This is a genomic window from Aminobacter sp. GW821-FHT11F06, from assembly GCF_058808215.1.
In genome coordinates, this window is record NZ_JBXARL010000005.1 from 137,841 (window position 1) to 153,333 (window position 15,493).

The 15,493-nt window shown below is 59.9% G+C and carries 13 protein-coding genes; 7 read left to right on the forward strand and 6 right to left on the reverse strand.

All coding sequences use genetic code 11. The features are described from left to right. Position 1 precedes the first annotated feature (1 nt). Together AC1RTB_RS14310 and AC1RTB_RS14315 are read left to right on the forward strand one after the other, a co-directional pair. Positions 2-1,084 (forward strand): Zn-dependent alcohol dehydrogenase, encoded by a 1,083-nt coding sequence (locus AC1RTB_RS14310; RefSeq protein WP_492881327.1) that lies wholly within the window; start codon positions 2-4, stop codon positions 1,082-1,084. A 95-nt stretch (positions 1,085-1,179) separates the two neighbouring features. After that, the gene (locus tag AC1RTB_RS14315; protein ID WP_492881326.1) at positions 1,180-1,863 is read left to right on the forward strand and encodes a GntR family transcriptional regulator; all 684 of its coding nucleotides are present in this window, start codon (positions 1,180-1,182) and stop codon (positions 1,861-1,863) included. 202 nt (positions 1,864-2,065) lie between these two features. On the opposite strand, the gene AC1RTB_RS14320 is transcribed toward AC1RTB_RS14315, so the two are convergent. Continuing rightward, complete coding sequence (locus tag AC1RTB_RS14320) at positions 2,066-3,751, reverse strand: hypothetical protein (protein WP_492881325.1); 1,686 nt, start codon at positions 3,749-3,751, stop codon at positions 2,066-2,068. A gap of 93 nt (positions 3,752-3,844) precedes the next feature. Between AC1RTB_RS14320 and AC1RTB_RS14325 the strand changes: the two genes are divergently transcribed. From AC1RTB_RS14325 to AC1RTB_RS14345, 5 genes are all read left to right on the forward strand, one after another. Next, on the forward strand, positions 3,845-4,501 hold the full coding sequence (locus AC1RTB_RS14325) for an HAD family hydrolase (RefSeq protein WP_492881324.1): 657 nt from the start codon (positions 3,845-3,847) through the stop codon (positions 4,499-4,501). Positions 4,502-4,586: 85 nt separating this feature from the next. After that, positions 4,587-5,423, forward strand: a complete 837-nt coding sequence (locus AC1RTB_RS14330; protein WP_492881323.1) for a protein kinase family protein — start codon at positions 4,587-4,589, stop codon at positions 5,421-5,423. Further along, positions 5,420-6,475 (forward strand): glycosyltransferase family protein, encoded by a 1,056-nt coding sequence (locus AC1RTB_RS14335; protein WP_492881322.1) that lies wholly within the window; start codon positions 5,420-5,422, stop codon positions 6,473-6,475. The genes AC1RTB_RS14330 and AC1RTB_RS14335 overlap by 4 nt, the downstream gene beginning before the upstream one ends. 222 nt (positions 6,476-6,697) lie before the next feature. Further along, a complete protein-coding gene (locus tag AC1RTB_RS14340) occupies positions 6,698-7,405 on the forward strand; it encodes a class I SAM-dependent methyltransferase (protein WP_492881321.1) in 708 nt (235 codons plus the stop codon). A gap of 30 nt (positions 7,406-7,435) precedes the next feature. Then, entirely contained in the window at positions 7,436-8,704 is a 1,269-nt protein-coding gene (locus tag AC1RTB_RS14345) for a glycosyltransferase family 4 protein (RefSeq protein ID WP_492881320.1), read from the forward strand. Positions 8,705-8,708: 4 nt separating this feature from the next. On the opposite strand, the gene AC1RTB_RS14350 is transcribed toward AC1RTB_RS14345, so the two are convergent. The 5 genes from AC1RTB_RS14350 to AC1RTB_RS14370 form a co-directional block, all read right to left on the reverse strand. After that, positions 8,709-9,692, reverse strand: a complete 984-nt coding sequence (locus AC1RTB_RS14350) for a glycosyltransferase family 2 protein (RefSeq protein ID WP_492881319.1) — start codon at positions 9,690-9,692, stop codon at positions 8,709-8,711. Continuing rightward, a complete protein-coding gene (locus tag AC1RTB_RS14355; RefSeq protein WP_492881318.1) occupies positions 9,692-11,035 on the reverse strand; it encodes an oligosaccharide flippase family protein in 1,344 nt (447 codons plus the stop codon). The genes AC1RTB_RS14350 and AC1RTB_RS14355 overlap by 1 nt, the downstream gene beginning before the upstream one ends. 46 nt (positions 11,036-11,081) lie before the next feature. Next, entirely contained in the window at positions 11,082-12,569 is a 1,488-nt protein-coding gene (locus AC1RTB_RS14360; protein ID WP_492881317.1) for a Wzz/FepE/Etk N-terminal domain-containing protein, read from the reverse strand. Between the two features lie 33 nt (positions 12,570-12,602). Next, positions 12,603-13,871, reverse strand: coding sequence for a polysaccharide biosynthesis/export family protein (locus tag AC1RTB_RS14365; protein ID WP_492881316.1), 1,269 nt, complete (start codon positions 13,869-13,871; stop codon positions 12,603-12,605). A gap of 138 nt (positions 13,872-14,009) precedes the next feature. After that, positions 14,010-15,353 carry an O-antigen ligase family protein gene (locus AC1RTB_RS14370; protein ID WP_492881315.1) on the reverse strand — a complete coding sequence of 448 codons (1,344 nt, stop codon included), beginning with the start codon at positions 15,351-15,353 and terminating at the stop codon, positions 14,010-14,012. Between the last annotated feature and the right edge of the window lie 140 nt (positions 15,354-15,493).

The following is a 15,493-nucleotide window of genomic DNA, read 5'->3' on the forward strand; positions in this document are numbered from 1 at the left end:
AATGAAAGCCGCAGTCCTGCGCGCCTTCGGCGCACCGCTCGAGATCGAGACTGTCAGTCACGCCAATCCCGGTTTTAGGGAAGTTCTGGTGGAGGTCGCAGCCACAGGCCTTTGCCACACCGACCTGCATTTCATGCAAGGCCATCTGCCAGTACCGGTGCCGGCTATCCTTGGGCACGAGACGGCCGGCGTGGTGTTGGCCGTGGGCGCAGGGGTCTCTGCCTTCGCACCAGGCGACCACGTTGTCGGCTGCCTCTCGGCTTTCTGCGGCGGCTGCGAATTCTGCCTCTCGGGCCGTCCCTCGATCTGTGAAGGTGGCGATCAGCTGGTGCGGCCTAAGGACGAGCCCACTCGCTTGTCATCAGCTGGCCAGGCGGTAACCCAGTTCATGAATCTCTCGGCCTTTGCCGAGCGAATCCTCGTGCACGAAAACGCCATCGTAAAGATAGACAAGGCAATGCCGCTCGACCGCGCTGCGCTGATTGGTTGCGCTGTGACCACGGGCTTTGGCGCGGTGGTGCATACGGCAAAGGTTCAGGCCGGCCAGTCCGTCGCGGTGATTGGTTGCGGAGCGGTCGGGCTGTCGATTCTGCAAAGCGCGCGCATCGCCGGCGCGATGGACGTGATCGCTATCGACATCAATGACGCCCGATTGGAAACCGCTCGTCGTTTCGGCGCGACCGCCACGATCAATCCCAGCGGATGCGACGTTGTGGCCGAGGTGCGGGCGCTGACTGGCAAGAAGGGTGTGCATGTGGCCTATGAGGCTGTCGGGGCACCGAAACTGGTGGAGCAGTCCTTTCTCATGACCCGCAAGGGCGGGACAACCGGCCTGATGGGCGAAGGCGCGCGGATAGACCTGCCTTTCGCCCACTTCATCGCCGAACGTCGTGTGATGGGCTGCGACATGGGTTCCAACCAGTTCCGCACCGACGTGCCGCGCCTGGTGCGGCTTTACCTCGATGGGCGGCTCAACCTGGACGACATGATCACCGCACGCATCCCGCTGGCGGGTATAAATGAGGGGTTTGAGACGATGAAGCGCGGCGAAGGCATCCGCACAATTATCGATTTCCATGCCTGACGACTTGTCGCACGGAAATCTTGCCCGCATATGGCAATAGTGCAAACCTGTAGGCGGTGAAGTACTCCGCAGACCAGTTCAAGAAAGGTCCTTCTTTGGCAGAGTTCAAGCCAATTATCGTGCACAACCAGCGGCTCGCAGACGAGGTCCACCGCCAAATCCTGCTGGCGATAACAGGCGGGATCATCGCGCCCACGGACAGGATCGTTCAAGAAAAACTCGCCGCCGAGTTCCAAATCAGCCGCACCCCGGTGCGCGAAGCGCTGCTCCGTCTGGAGCAGGAAGGGGTCCTGGTGACTGCTGGTCGCGGCGGTTTTGCGCTGCGGTTGATTTCCGATGAGGATGCGCGCGAGATCTATTCCGCCCGCCAGTCGATCGAGGGTTACAGCGCGCGCCTCCTGGCCGAAACCAAGGATGAAGCTGCATTTGAACGGATTGCCGAGGTGATCCGGATGGAAGAGGCGCGCCAAGTCACCACCGCTGCCGAGTATTATGAGGCCAACAAGGCCATTCACCGGGCCTTTGTCTTGCAGACAGGCAACCGCTACCTGCTTGAGATGTTCGACCTGATGTGGAACCGCAGCATCTCGTTTCATGTATTCGCCTCGACCATGAGCGGCGGCGCCCTGGCAGAATCGCTTCGTGCACATCTCGACCTGCTGGATGCCGTTCATAGCGGTAACGGCGACGTGGCGGCCCGGGCAATGCGCGAGCATATTGTCCAGGGACTCGATTTGCAGCTAAACGCAATGCGCGCGACCGAGCGCAACGGGGCCTAAAGCAGCGAGTTGAGTGACGTCAGGGCATGGGATCAGAATTCTCTGATGTGCCCACGGGTATGAACATGCCGACCATCGCTTGAAGCGTCACCGCTTGCTACCCCAGAACATACCAGGCTTCACGTCGCCAGTCTTCCCTTCAAACGCCCACGTTTGACCAGCATCCCAAGAAGCGCCGCCTGTCGCATCGCTTCAACACCGATCATCTGAGCGCGTCTCGCTGCACGGCTTCGACGAGAGACAAATCGATCTTATCCATGCGGCCTGTCGCATCTTGTTCAATGGCTGAAATGATTTCTTCTGTCGACAACGGATCTGTTTCAGTCAACGGCCCAAAACGTACGGCAAGGCGCTCGACGGCGATACCGTTCAGCCAACAGGTTTGCGCCAGGCTGGAGTGACCGTGGAAGCCCGGCTCGCATTGCAGCAAACCCCGTTCGGCATAGTCAGGATAATTCTCGAAGGTGCTTGCATAGGCGCGCATGGCCTGCGGCGACCCGACGGCAAACTGGTCACCCACCAGGATCTTGGCGTATTGGTGGCCAAAGCCTTGATCTGCGAACAGAACCGCACTGCCTTGGCAAACCATGTGTACGTCGCGCCAGCCGAAGCCGACCATCGTCACCGGCTTGTCAGGGCGAACGCGAAGGATGAGGTCGAATTCCTTGCCACTGGCTTCAACCTGGGCGGCACAGGCCGCGATCTTGTAGTGCATCTTGGCGGAGTTGGAGAAAGCCGCGAAACGCTCGGCCTTGTCGTCCTCGACCCGAATATTGTCGGTGCCGAAGAAGGCGCTCACTTCGCTGGTGCTCGTGAGCCCGGTACTGGCCAGCGTGGCGAAAAGCGATCCGTAGCGGCTGCGCATCTCTTCCATGCCCATTCGCGTGCAATGCTCGCGGTAAGCCTCGGCGAAATGCAAACCGGCAAAGGGCAAGACCTTGCGGAACGGCTCGGCGCCCGAGCGGCCAATATCCTGCCATGTATCGACGAAGACCTCATGCTCGGTCCCCGGCAGCAGGACTTGCTTGAGGCTCGGGAACGCCTTGCGGAAGCCACGCAGCTGGCCCGAAATGCACACCGCGACACGCGGCTTGCGTGGTCCCGGCAAGCTGAACCCAAGACGCTGGCGCATCATGGACTTGCCTGCATGGAGGGCCTGATAAGGCTTCGCCCGCATCAATTTCAGGCGCATCTCGGGCGCAACAGTGCTTTGGCGCGCGTTTCGCCATATCAACGACTTAGCTGCGGCCACATCCTGGGCAGAGCCAATGCCGGCGAGCGCATCATCGATTCTCTCTTTACCGACAACGAAGCCTCGCCCGGTAATCCACCGGAACAGCACGATCTGAAACAGCGGGAACGCGGCGGTACTCACATTCGCCAGGCTGTCGATATCGGCGACGTTGCGAGCAAAACTCACCTGGTCGAACATCGAATTGTACGGCAGTTCCATGTCAGCAAGGGTAAAACCCGGCAGCTCCGCTATGTGGACGCGCGACAATTCTGTCTGGTTGAGCCATGGCAGAAAATGGCGCAGCAACAAAAACAGCAGGACGGCATTCTTGGTCAGGGGCTTCTGCGACCAGACTTCCCGGAGAAAGGGATCGAGCGTCCTGGCAACCGTTGGCAGTACATGCGTCAGATTGGCCGAATGCATCTCGGCCGCGCGCAGCACGAACTGCGGCGGTGCGTTTGAGGTAAGCTCGTCGAGGATCGCCGCGCGGAAAAAGGCGTGTCGCGCAGCCTGCGACCAACCTGCGTCGGCTGAATTCTCCAGGACCGCTTGCAGCAGCACTTTCGCCGCATCCGCATAATCGCGGGTTCCTTCAGGCGCTGCGAGAAAACATTCCGCGAACTGGCGCAATGATGAAGAGGCAGGTTCGGCCAAGATATTCGTTCCATTATCCAAATATAAGGAACTGCCGACTAGTGAAATGACGTCAGAACCCACCATCGCATCTATCTCAAAGAGGTTGATAAATTGCGCCTCCGTTCCGCAGAAGAGATCGCCGGCACCGATGCTCCTTCGTTCGGCCGCTTGCCGTCTGCGGAAGAGCTTCGCCGTTACGACGCACTGCTTTTTGATCTCGATGGAACACTGGTCGACACGATGCCGCTTCATCACCGCGCCTATGCCGAGGTTTTCGCGGCACGCGGGGCAGAACTCACCCTTGCGGACTACAGGGCGGCGGTCGGCGCGCCAGCGCGCCAGGCGATCCCCCTGATGATGCATGCGGCTGGCGTCTTGTCTTCGACCCCTGACGATGTGCTAGCCATCCATTGCGACAAGAAGACCGCCTTCACGCGTATCCTCCGTTCCAGCGTACCGTTGACCCTGCCTGCGTCGAAGCTGCTTGAAGCCGTTGCCGGTGAAAAGAAATTGGCTCTGGTTTCTTCAGGAAACCGTGACGGGGTGCTGGCCATACTGGCGACAATGGGCTGGACCGAACTCTTTGGCGCGATTGTCAGCGGCGACGATGTCGCCAACGGCAAACCCGATCCGGAACCCTATCTCACGGCTGCCGCCACGCTTGGTGTTGCACCCGCGCGCTGCCTGGTCCTGGAAGACGCCGAAGCCGGTTTGGCATCTGGCCGTGCTGCAGGCATGTCCGTCATTGATGTCACGCAGCTTGGCTAGTCGGCACATGATTGCCCTGGCCGACCATCCGGCATTCGCCAATTTCTCCGAAGTCATTCCGCTTTCGGGCTTTTCTGGCGCAACTGTGGCGTTGTTGCGCACCAGTTCTGGCAGCCCTTTCGTTCGCAAGGCCGCAAACAGCCTTGCCGCCAATCCAGGTATCGTCGCGCAGTCTGCCCGGCAAGCATGGCTGAGGGGGGTGATCGATAACGTCGCGAGTATGCCGCGCGTGCTCGGCGAAGACGAAGCGCAGGGTTTGCGTTTCTACGACATGGAATTTGCCCCCGCGCGCGACGCAATCAACTATCTTTCGACCGCAACCTTCGAGCAGGTGGCGATGTTCTCCGACCGCGTCGAGCAACTCATGCAAGCGCTGGCAGCCGCCCGCCCCCGCGCGCCGGCAATCCTGCCAGGCAGCGAGACACTTGCAGCCAAGCTCGAGCAAATCGCGGAGCGGAGCGGCGGCGCTTACGCGAATGAACTGGCAACACTCCACGAAGCGCTCCTGCTCATGGGCGAAGTCACCGGCTCGGACCTGCCGACGGCCTCTCATGGTGACCTTACATTCGAAAACATCCTTGTCGGGCGGCGCGGCGATCTTTGCCTGATCGACCCGATCGAATCTCCCTTCGACCACTACTGGTTCGACTGGTCCAAGCTCTTCCAGGAATGTGAAGGGCACTGGCATGCGCATCGGGGCCGCTCGATTGCGACCAGCGTGACCTGGTGGCTGCGCGACCGCTGGATGAAGGCCGCCGCCAACCAGTCGCCGCTCTATCCGGCGCGGCACTACTTTTTCCTCGGGCTGACCTTTGCCCGCATTCTTCCCTATGCGCATAGCGAGGCCGATAGCGCCTTCGTTGCGCGCCGCGTCGCGAGCTTTGGCCGTGCCGCCATCGACGCCGTAAGGAGCCAGCGATGAAGATTATCGTACCATGCGCGGGTCGTTCCTCGCGCTTTCCCAATATGCTGCCCAAATGGATGCTGCCGGACAATGACGGCCTGCCCATGGTCTACAAGGCCATCCGCGGCCTGAACGCGCCTGTCGAAGATCTCGTCGTCACCATCCTTGCCGAGCATCAGCAGCGTTTCAACGCCATCGAGGGCCTGAAGCGCGCCTTCGGCCAGCCAGTGCATTGCGTCGTGCTGGAGGAGCCGACATCCAGCCAGTCGGAGACAGTGGTCGAGACGCTGCGCCGCACCGGCATTGACGAGCCATTTCTCGTCAAGGACAGCGACAACTATTTCGAGCTTGGCACTATCGAACAGAAATACAATTACGTCTCTGTTGCTTCACTGGAGGATTTCGACCAGGTCAATCCGCAAAACAAGAGCTACGTACAGGTCGATCAGGAAGACATCATCATCAATTTTCGCGAGAAGAAGGTGATCTCCGACCTGTTCAGCGTCGGCGGCTATTTCTTCACCGAGCCAAAGGCATTCCTCGCGGCCTATGATGAGATGCTGCGCGGAACGCGCCTTGCCGGGGGCGAGCTTTATCTGTCCGAGATCATCGCCTTCATGGCGCTTAACAGCCATATCTTCAAAGCACGCAAGGCGAAGAACTACGACGATTGGGGCACCGTCACCGAATGGCGCCACAAGCTAGAAAGGCAGCGTGTCTTTCTAGTAAGCGTCGACGGTTTCCTGTTCCAGCGCGGATCGCTCTATTTCGAGCCCTATTTCGACAAGGTGACTCCAAACGCCCAGGCGGTCGAGGCAGTGCGCGAGATGGCGGCGGCGGGCCACACTGTGCGTTATGTCTCCATCCGCCCTTCTCACCTCGAGACCATGACACGGGCGCAGATTCAAGCGCAGCAACTTCCGGAGGCGCCTATCCTGTTTGATTGCAACGTGGCGCAATGGGCACTTTTAACCGCGCCGCATCCGACCTTGCCCTTCAAGACCTCCGAGGCGATCGAGGTCGACCCGTCAGACCCCAATCTGGCCGAGCGGCTGGGCATCAGCGGCTAAGAGCCATCGCCTTAGAGCGAAAACGTCGCGCTGACATGCGAAGGACTCCATTCATGCTCTGCATCCTCTTGCAGGCAAGATGAAGTCCGCTTCGCGCCAGCTCAACTTTACAGAGTGAAAATTGGCCACGTAGATTAACTTACTGAAAATCAACTAAATCTACTTACTTGATTTGCTGGTGGCGAACTGAAACGTGATTTGCCTGGCTATGGAGTGTATTTGATGGCCAATGCGGATACAGAAACGATCGATAGCGCCGTGTCGGGGCGAGCCGACCCGTACACGAACCCAAACAGTCTGGAGAGCCGGTTTCGGGCTAAGCGATTCGCGCTGATCCAGGAGATCATCCAGTCCATATTGCGCGCCAAGGGAAGTTGTACGATCCTTGATCTGGGAGGAACCGAAAAATATTGGGATATCGGATCGCAATTCATCCAAGACAATGCAGAACGCCTGCATTTTACGCTGGTCAACACCGCCCAGATCAGCATCGAGAAAAGCCACCTCTTCACTGCGATTGAAGGCAGCGCGACCGATGAGGCCTTATTGCAGGGCCAGAAGTTCGATTTCGTGCACTCCAATTCGGTGATCGAACATGTCGGTCAACTCGCCGATATGAAGCTCTTCGCCGCGAATGTGCAGCGCCTGGGCGCGCGTTACTACGTCCAAACGCCGAACTACTGGTTTCCTTTTGAGCCGCATTTCCGGTTTGTCGGCTTCCAGTATCTGCCAGAACGACTGCGCATCGAGATGGTGCACCGGTTTGCTCTTGGCTTTTTCAGTCGCCAGCATAACTGGAACGACGCGGCATGGCTCGTGCGCCATCATCGGCTGCTTTCGGCAGATCAGATGAAGCGCTTGTTTCCGGATTCGCGAATAAGTTTTGAGAAGTTCTCGTTTTTGAACAAATCAATAATTGCAGTTCGATAGTCCTGCGAATAACAAATTGAGGGGACGCAGGTGAAAATCGCCTATCTGCTAAACACCTATCCATTGCCGAGCACGACCTTCATTCGCGGGGAAATCGAAGCCCTGGAAGAACTTGGACTGAAGATCGAGAGACTTTCTGTCCGTCGTTTCGAAGGAACGCTCGTCGATCATTCCGATCGGGCCGAAATGGCGTCAACACGCTACCTTCTTAGCGAAAATGCCACCGGATTGTTCTTGGCCTTCGGTCGCGAGATCCTGACAAATCCGCGCGGTCTGATGCGCGCCCTCCCCGTATTGAACCAGATGCGCGGGAAGGCTTACTCTGGGCTTGTCCACCACATCGCTTATCTGATGCAGGCTTGTTTTCTGCGCCAGGAGGCCAACAGGCAGGGCCTCGCCCATATCCATGCGCATTTCGGCACCAATCCCGCGGCTGTGGCACTTCTATCGAAACTGCTTGGCGGTCCAAGTTACAGCTTCACCGCGCATGGACCCGACGAATTCAGCGACGCTGCTTATCTGAGCTTCGATCTCAAGATCAAACATGCCGCCTTTGTCGTGGCGATTTCGCACTATTGCAGCAACCTCCTTGCTTCTCTTTCCGACACCGTTGATGCGAACAAGATCATCATTGCGCGCTGCGGCCTCAAGCTCGAGGATTTCGCGCCTTCGCCGATCCCTGCAAGCGAACGCACGCTGGTCTGTATTGGCCGGCTCTGCCCACAAAAAGGCCAGATCCACATCCCGGCTGCGGTCGCGGCACTGCGCGCAGAGTTTCCCGACATGAAGGTCGTGCTGGTCGGCGACGGCGAAAGCCGTACCGATATCGAGGCCGAGATCGCGCGGCACGATGTCGGCACGCAAGTCATCCTGCGTGGATGGGCATCCAACGACGAGGTTCGGCTACTCCTCAAGGAGAGCCGCGCCATGCTGCTGCCGAGCTATGCCGAAGGCCTGCCGGTGGCGATCATGGAAGCCCTGGCGCTGTCCCGACCAGTCATCTCGACCACGATCGCCGGCATTCCTGAACTGGTGGACGAGGGATGCGGCTGGCTTGTCGAACCAGGCAACCACCAGCAACTGGTCGCAGCGATGCGCTCGGCACTGGCAGCCCCGGCGGACGTTCTGGAGCGCATGGGCAAGGTCGGACGCGAGCGCGTCGAGCGTATGCACGATCGCAAACGTCTGGCGCTCGAATTGCGGCGGCTTTTCGCGGCCGCTGCCGGCGCCGGCCGCAACGACAACTCAGCGCCGGGCCCACTTCACGACAAGACGCCTTTCCAGCCTGCCGCCGAATAGCCACTCACTTGTATTCTATAAGCCCCTGGCGTCGCCGCGTCAGGCGGCTGAGGGCATATTGCGCCACGCCCTGCATCTCCGGGAATTTCGCCAGCAAGGCGAAGGCCGCATCAAGCCATGCAAGGCGCCCTCCGCCCTCCCGCAAGGCCATGCGCGCGGTCTGCAATGGATAGGCGGTGAGCAGCAACAGGAACGCGGGATCCAGCGCCAACGCGCCCAAAAGTGCTGCCAACGGCAGCATGCAACCCCAAAACAGTGCCCGCAGCACATTGCGCCTCCAGATGCCGTAGGGCGACTCAAGATGACGATGCGCCACCTCCGCGAAGGCATGGCCAGCGCGCTTCGACCTGTTCCACCATTGGCCGAAACGCGTGATGTTCGCATCGTGCAGCGTCATCTCCGCATCAAGGCGGTGAATCTTCCAGCCGGCGGCGCGCAGGCGCACGCACATTTCCGGCTCCTCGCCAGCGATGAGGTCCGCCGAATAGGCGTCGACAACTGCCAAGGCCTCGACACGCGTCAGGCAATCGCCGCCACAGGCGAGCGTATCGCCAACCGGCGTGTCCCATTCGCGATTACATAAAGCGTTGTAGATCGTCGCGTCCGGAAAACGCTCGCGGCGACGGCCACAGACGATCGCATAACCTTGGTTTTCTACCAGAAATTCGCTGGCCTTCGCCAACCAGCCGTCGACGATCTGGCAGTCGCCATCGACGAACTGCACAAATTCGATCCCCCGAACCCGTCTGCGGAGTTCGGCAAAACCTGAATTGCGGGCTCGAGCCGCGGTGAAAGGAATAGCCATGTCGAGCCGGACAACCGTCGCGCCTAGCCCTTCGGCAACCTGCGCGCTGCCATCAGTCGAGCCGGAATCGACATAGACCGTAGTGGCGACACGCTCGCCCAGGCTTTCGAGGCAAGTGATCAAACGGGCCCCTTCATTGCGGCCGATCACCACCACACCAATGATCGGAGCATGAGACTTCATCAGCGAAACGCCACCAGCACGCCGTCAAAAGCCGTGCCATAGCCGGCTGCATAACGTGCGAAAGAAAACACAAGGATGAGCACCACAAGCAAGCCGGTCGTCGCCAGATCCTGCCGCAAGAAGGCGATCCGCTCCCGATACTGACCAAACAGGACCGGCATATAGCGGCTGAGTTCGCTGGCGGCGATCATCAAGATCGCACCCGCAATGCCGTAAAGTTGCAAGCCGAGCGGAATGGCGATGACCATGAACACCAGCTTCGCCATATTGCCTGCCGCGCCATAAAGCGGTCGGCCCAGGCCGAGCAGCGAATATTCCGATATCGTGCACAGAAGAGAAAACCAGACGCCGAGAAGCAGGATCGGCAGGATCCAGCCCGCATCATGGTAGCGCGGATCGTAAATGAGCCAGATGGCGAAATCCGCCACTGAAACGCCAAAACCGATGCAGACGGCGCACGCCAGCAGGAGCTTAAGGCGCAGCGGGCGCATCTCCGTGCGAAGTGCTCCCGCATCCTGCCCCCTGCGTGAGGAGACCACCGGAAAGATCAAGGAATAGCTCAACCTGGTGACCAGGACCGCCGGTAGGTCGGCGATTGTGCGCGCTATGCCGTAGATGCCAAGGACCGCAAGCGGGATGGCGTGGCCGAGGTAAAGCTTGTCGAAACTCGCGCAGAGAAAGGAGAGCAAGGAAGACAAGAATATCCACTTGCCAAAGGACATGATCTCGCGAGCATAAGATGCCTGCCAAGCGAGCCAGGCGCGGCCAAAGGGCAGCAGGTAACTCGCCGTCGTTCGCATGATGATGGTCATGAGGTTGGCGGCAAGAAGCGACCAGATCGTCGGGCTGTACAGCGCCAGCGCAATCACGAAGATTGCATTCACAAACTCGATCGCGAGGTCGAACAGGTTCAGCTTCACGAACTGAAGCTGGCGCTGCAGCATGTATATCGAGACCGACGCGCCGCCCATCAAGGCGAGGCCAATCGCCGATATCTGGATTGCCGAAGTTGGCAGGGTGTAGAGTTGCCCCAGCGGCGCGGCCAAGGCGAACATGAGACTGAACAGGATCACGCCGCGGACGAGTTGGATGGTCCAGGCCGTGTCGCGGAAGCGGCGATCTTCCCCCTTGCTGTTGTGTACGATGTTCTGGCCGATGCCGACGTCGGAGACGAGTTCGATACCGTTGCGCAAGGTGCTGATGATCAGCATCATGCCAAAGACTTCCGGCAGGACCAGCCGCGACAAGATCACATTCGACCCGAAGCGCAGCACGACCGAGACGAAATAGGCGCCGGTGGTCCAGATCGCTCCGTGAAGGAGCCGTTTCGAAGAAATAGCCATCAGGCCATGCCAATCCTGTTGCCTGAAAGCTTGTCGGAGGAAGGTTCTATCGCTCGAACGACGGCAGCCACTTGACCGCCGGTTCGGGATCGCACCGATTGAGGATCGATCCTACGAGCTTTTCCCAAACTGATGGGGTCGCCGACAAAGCCGCCGACAGCGCCTCATCCGAAACACGGCCGGCTTCAACGACCAAAAGGAAAGAACCGATGAAGCGCGCCGAAGCGCGGAGGTCGCCTGCGGCATCGAGTGGCGGCAGGTCGAAAACCACAAGATCGTATGCCGCCGCATCATCGAGCAGGCGTTCCATGCTGCCTGCCCACAGCATCGGCGTCGTCTTGCCGGTCTTACCAAAGGGCAAAAAATCCAGCCCGGTTCGCACGTCCTGGACGACCAGCGCCGCCAGGTCCCCTTCGCGCCCATCGAGATAGTCGATGAGGCCCTGCCGGCTCGCATGCTGCATCGATTTCGACAGTTCCGGCCGATAGGCCTGCGCATCGACGAGCAAAACGCGTTTGCCCATCTCAACGGCATGAAGCGCGAGATTAGCGGCCACGACAGTCTTGCCTTCGCCAGGAAGTGCGGATGTCACGCCGAGCGTTTTCACATGTGCCGCGCCGGTCGAGGGAAAGATACTGACGCTGGCCAGCCGCAGCGCTTGCCATTCCGGTGTGCCGGGGCGACGGGCAATCTCCGACAGAAGCGGAAGGCTCGGCCTTGACGCGCCAGCATCGTCAAGCATGCTTGGAACCACACCGAAGCACTCTGCCCCGGTCACCAAGGCAAGCTGCTCTGGCCGGCGGAAACCGCGATCGAGAAACGCCAGCGCCAGTGCGGCCACGAAGCCTGCCGCGCCACCGACCACTCCCGCAAGGGCGATGATCATGATGCCGCGCGGATTGCTCTTATCGATCGGCGGTGCGGCTGCCGACATGACTTGGGCCTTCGGACCAGCCTCGCGAAGCCGGTCGCGCAGCCAGCCGCTGGCCGACTGTACCGCTTCGGCGCGGTCGGCCTCCTGCTTGGCCATATAGGCGCGCGCCACTTCGTTGGCGAGGATCGCCGCATCCTGCGGGGTTCGCGACGTATAGCGGATCTCGACGAGGTTGCTCTGGCCGAGACGCTGGATGGCGAGGCCACTGCGCAGTGCCTTGATCGCGCCCTGCTGGTTGGACGTGTCGGGACCACCGAGCTTCAGCGTCTGGATGACGCTGGAGAGAACGGGCGTGGAGCCGATGGTCTCTATCTGTGTCTCAAGGAAGGTCGGGTCGAACTGCGACTCGGTGAAAAACGCGTCCTCGCCACTGGTCGTCAGCCGCAAATTGGTGATGGTGAGGACGGTCGACGCCGTGTATTGCGCGGGGCGAAGCGCGACATAGGCAGCAGCAAGCACCGCGCACAGAAGCGTTCCAGCGATGATAAGCCAGAGCCGCTTCAACCCCGAGCGGATCATCCAGCGCCAGTCGTAGAGTTCGAAACCTGGCGCCACGGCCTGCTGGACCAGCAATTGCTTCGGATGGCGCGTTTCGAGCATGGAAAAGCCTTCAGTAAGCCGGTGCATCGATCGTCAGGGGCGCGTCGATTGCGTTTCGACCGGCAGCGCACCGGTCGTTTCCGTCGTCACACGGAAAACCTTGACGATGTCGCCGGGCTGCACGCGCGTCGTCTCGGTCGCGTCGAACTCGGTCGTACCATTGTCGTCGGTCCGCACGATGCTGAAACGCAGCTGCGGCGCGGACTCGGCATCGGCCAAGCGAGAGAGGTTCGACGAATAGTATGCGGCACTGTCCAGGATGCGGGCGGAGGTGTCATTCTGTTCGGCCACAGCGCGAAGGTCGACCGCAACGCGTTGGGCGCCGGCGAGTGCCAAAGCACGGCGTTGCTCGTCCAGCGTGGCGATCTCGCCCGTCGCCGTATTGATCTCTTGGCGCGCCCGCAGCTTGGCGATCTCCAGATCCTGCAGCTCGCGCTGCACGTCGCTCAGGCCGCGCTCCAGCGGACCAAGGCGATGAACCGCCAGATCCTGCTTGGCCAATCGGCGGATCGTCTCTAGCTCGCTTTGCGTTGAACCAAGCTTCACGGCGACATCCGCAAGCTGGTGGTCAAGCGCTGCGATCTCCTGCTCGCGCATGGCAATCGAGGCTTCGAGGCTGCGCCGTTCGGCGCGATAGCGACCGAGCTCCGTACCGAACAGCCTGCGCTGCTCCTCGATGGCCTTCGCATATTCGGGCGATGCTTCGCCGGGCACCGCCTCCATCTCTACCGCCCCGTCGAGCTGAGCTTGCCAGCGCCGCTGTTCGGCCAGCAAGTCCCAGCGCCGCGCTTCATTGAGCTTCAAATCGCCACGGCTCGAAATCGCCACGCGCTCAAGGTCCCACTGCGAACCTTGCTCCGCCCGATAGGCGCCGCCGCCGAGGCTGAGCGCATTGAGGATAATCATGCCCGGCCGATAAGCATATTCGCCGGGGGTTGCCACGCTCCCGAGGATGTAGAACGGCCGATAAGCGACGATATCTACCGTCGTATCCGGCATTTGCGGCAGATTGGCCTTGGCCTTCAGCCGCGAAGCGATCGATGCGGCAAGTTCGGGCGCGCTCAGCCCCTTCGCCGGGATTTGGCCGAGCGTCGGCATCAATATGTCACCGCTGGCACCGACAGTCAGTTCGCCAGTGAGTGCTGGCCATTCGGATACGTGAATGCGCAGCCGATCCTGGGGGCCGAGCTCATACTCTGCCGCGCCAGCAAGAAGCTTGCCGGAAAAGCCAAGCAAAGCGAGACAGGCGACGATGGCCACGCTTCCCGCCTGCAGCTTTCTTGGTTCACCTAGCAAAGTCATCGAACCGCTCCCAACAATATCTGGCAACAATCCAAAGCTGCTAGCGCTCAACCGCTGAAATAGATTGAAGATGTTCGGCGATCCGCGAGAAAATCTTTGTACCGCCGAGATTTTCATGCTTCATGGTTAATGTTGTCCTTATTGCGCATTCAAACGCATCGCCCTTATCGGCAGAGCTTGCCTTCCGCTACAGGACACTCCGAGACGCAGGGCTATGCCGAAAATCATGCCCATCGTCATGGTCAGGAGATATTGGATCTCCCTGGCGAAGATCACCCATTCGTAGAAGGAATGGAGGTAGACGACGAGCAGCGTTACGCCGAAGCCGAGTAGCAGGTTGCCTTCGAGCGTGTGGCGCATGCGCCAGCCGGTCCGCCAGGCGACGAACAGTGGCACGATGAGCATGATGCAAAACGCGACGACGCCGGGGTATCCAGCCTCGGCGGCGGTCAGCCAATAGGCATTATGGACAATATTGTTGCGGTTACCTTCGAAACCGATGACGCCGGCGCGTTCCGAATAGCCCAAGTCGCGGGCCGTATGCACATAGTGGTTGATGCCAACGCCGAGCGGATAGTCGTCAAGGATGAAGGACGCTGCGCGGTTGAAGGCGGCACGCTCGTCATACTGGCTTTCTCCCAGCGGGTTGAGCTCGAACCGATTGGAGAAGGTGGAAATCGCCAGCGGCGCCACGATCAGAAGGGAGGCGAGCGCGGCAAAGCCGATCGCCATCTTACGCTGTGTCAGGCCCGCAAGTGCCTGCGTTACAAACAGCGTCCCCAGGCCCATGACTGAAAAGCCAACCGCCGCGCGTGATGCCGTAAAAACGACGACGATGATCGTCGCCACAACCGTGCCAACCAAGTAACGAACGTTGCGATAGCCGGCCAAAAGCAGGGCAAGATGCGGAAAGATGACGAAATGAGCCGCCATGCCGAGCGTGTTCTGGTGGATGAATAGCCCCATCGTCTGCGGCAAGTGCAGCTGGAACCGCTGATACAAGACGGCTACGAAATGCGCCGCCATACCGATCGCCATGCCTTTCAGCATCAGGAAGGGTACGTCTGGATCAGAAGTGCTGGCACGGGCCACCACGACCATCACCAGGAAGATGCGGGCGAACTGCAGCACACCAAAACTTGCGGCCACCGGCTCGGCGGCTTGCAGTAGCGAAAGGGCAGCAGCGAGGATGTAAAAGAGAAACGGCAGCTTGCACCACAGCGGCAGTTTTCCGCGCGGTATGGCGAAAAGGGCTGCGGCAGCAAGGATGTCGACGATCGAAATCTGGAGACCGTAGACGAAACCGACCCAAGACCCCGCCCAAGACAGGAGGCTGACATCGAACATCGGGATCGCAGCGGCAAAAAAAGGCAGGGCTCCAAAGACCGTCCAGAATGGCTTGCGTAGCGCAGGCGTGCTCCGCAGCAGCAGGCCGAGCGGAAAAATCGCAAGCAAAGCGAGAAAAAGAACGCCGAATTTCAAGAAACGATAACCCTTATGCCCTGACATCAGCGCGATAGCATGACGCCTGGGAATACCGGGTTAACGGGCGAATGTACCGCCATGGAAGGTTAATGATAACGTGGTTCTTGCTCTTCGCATCCTCTTCCTGGCGCTGCTTG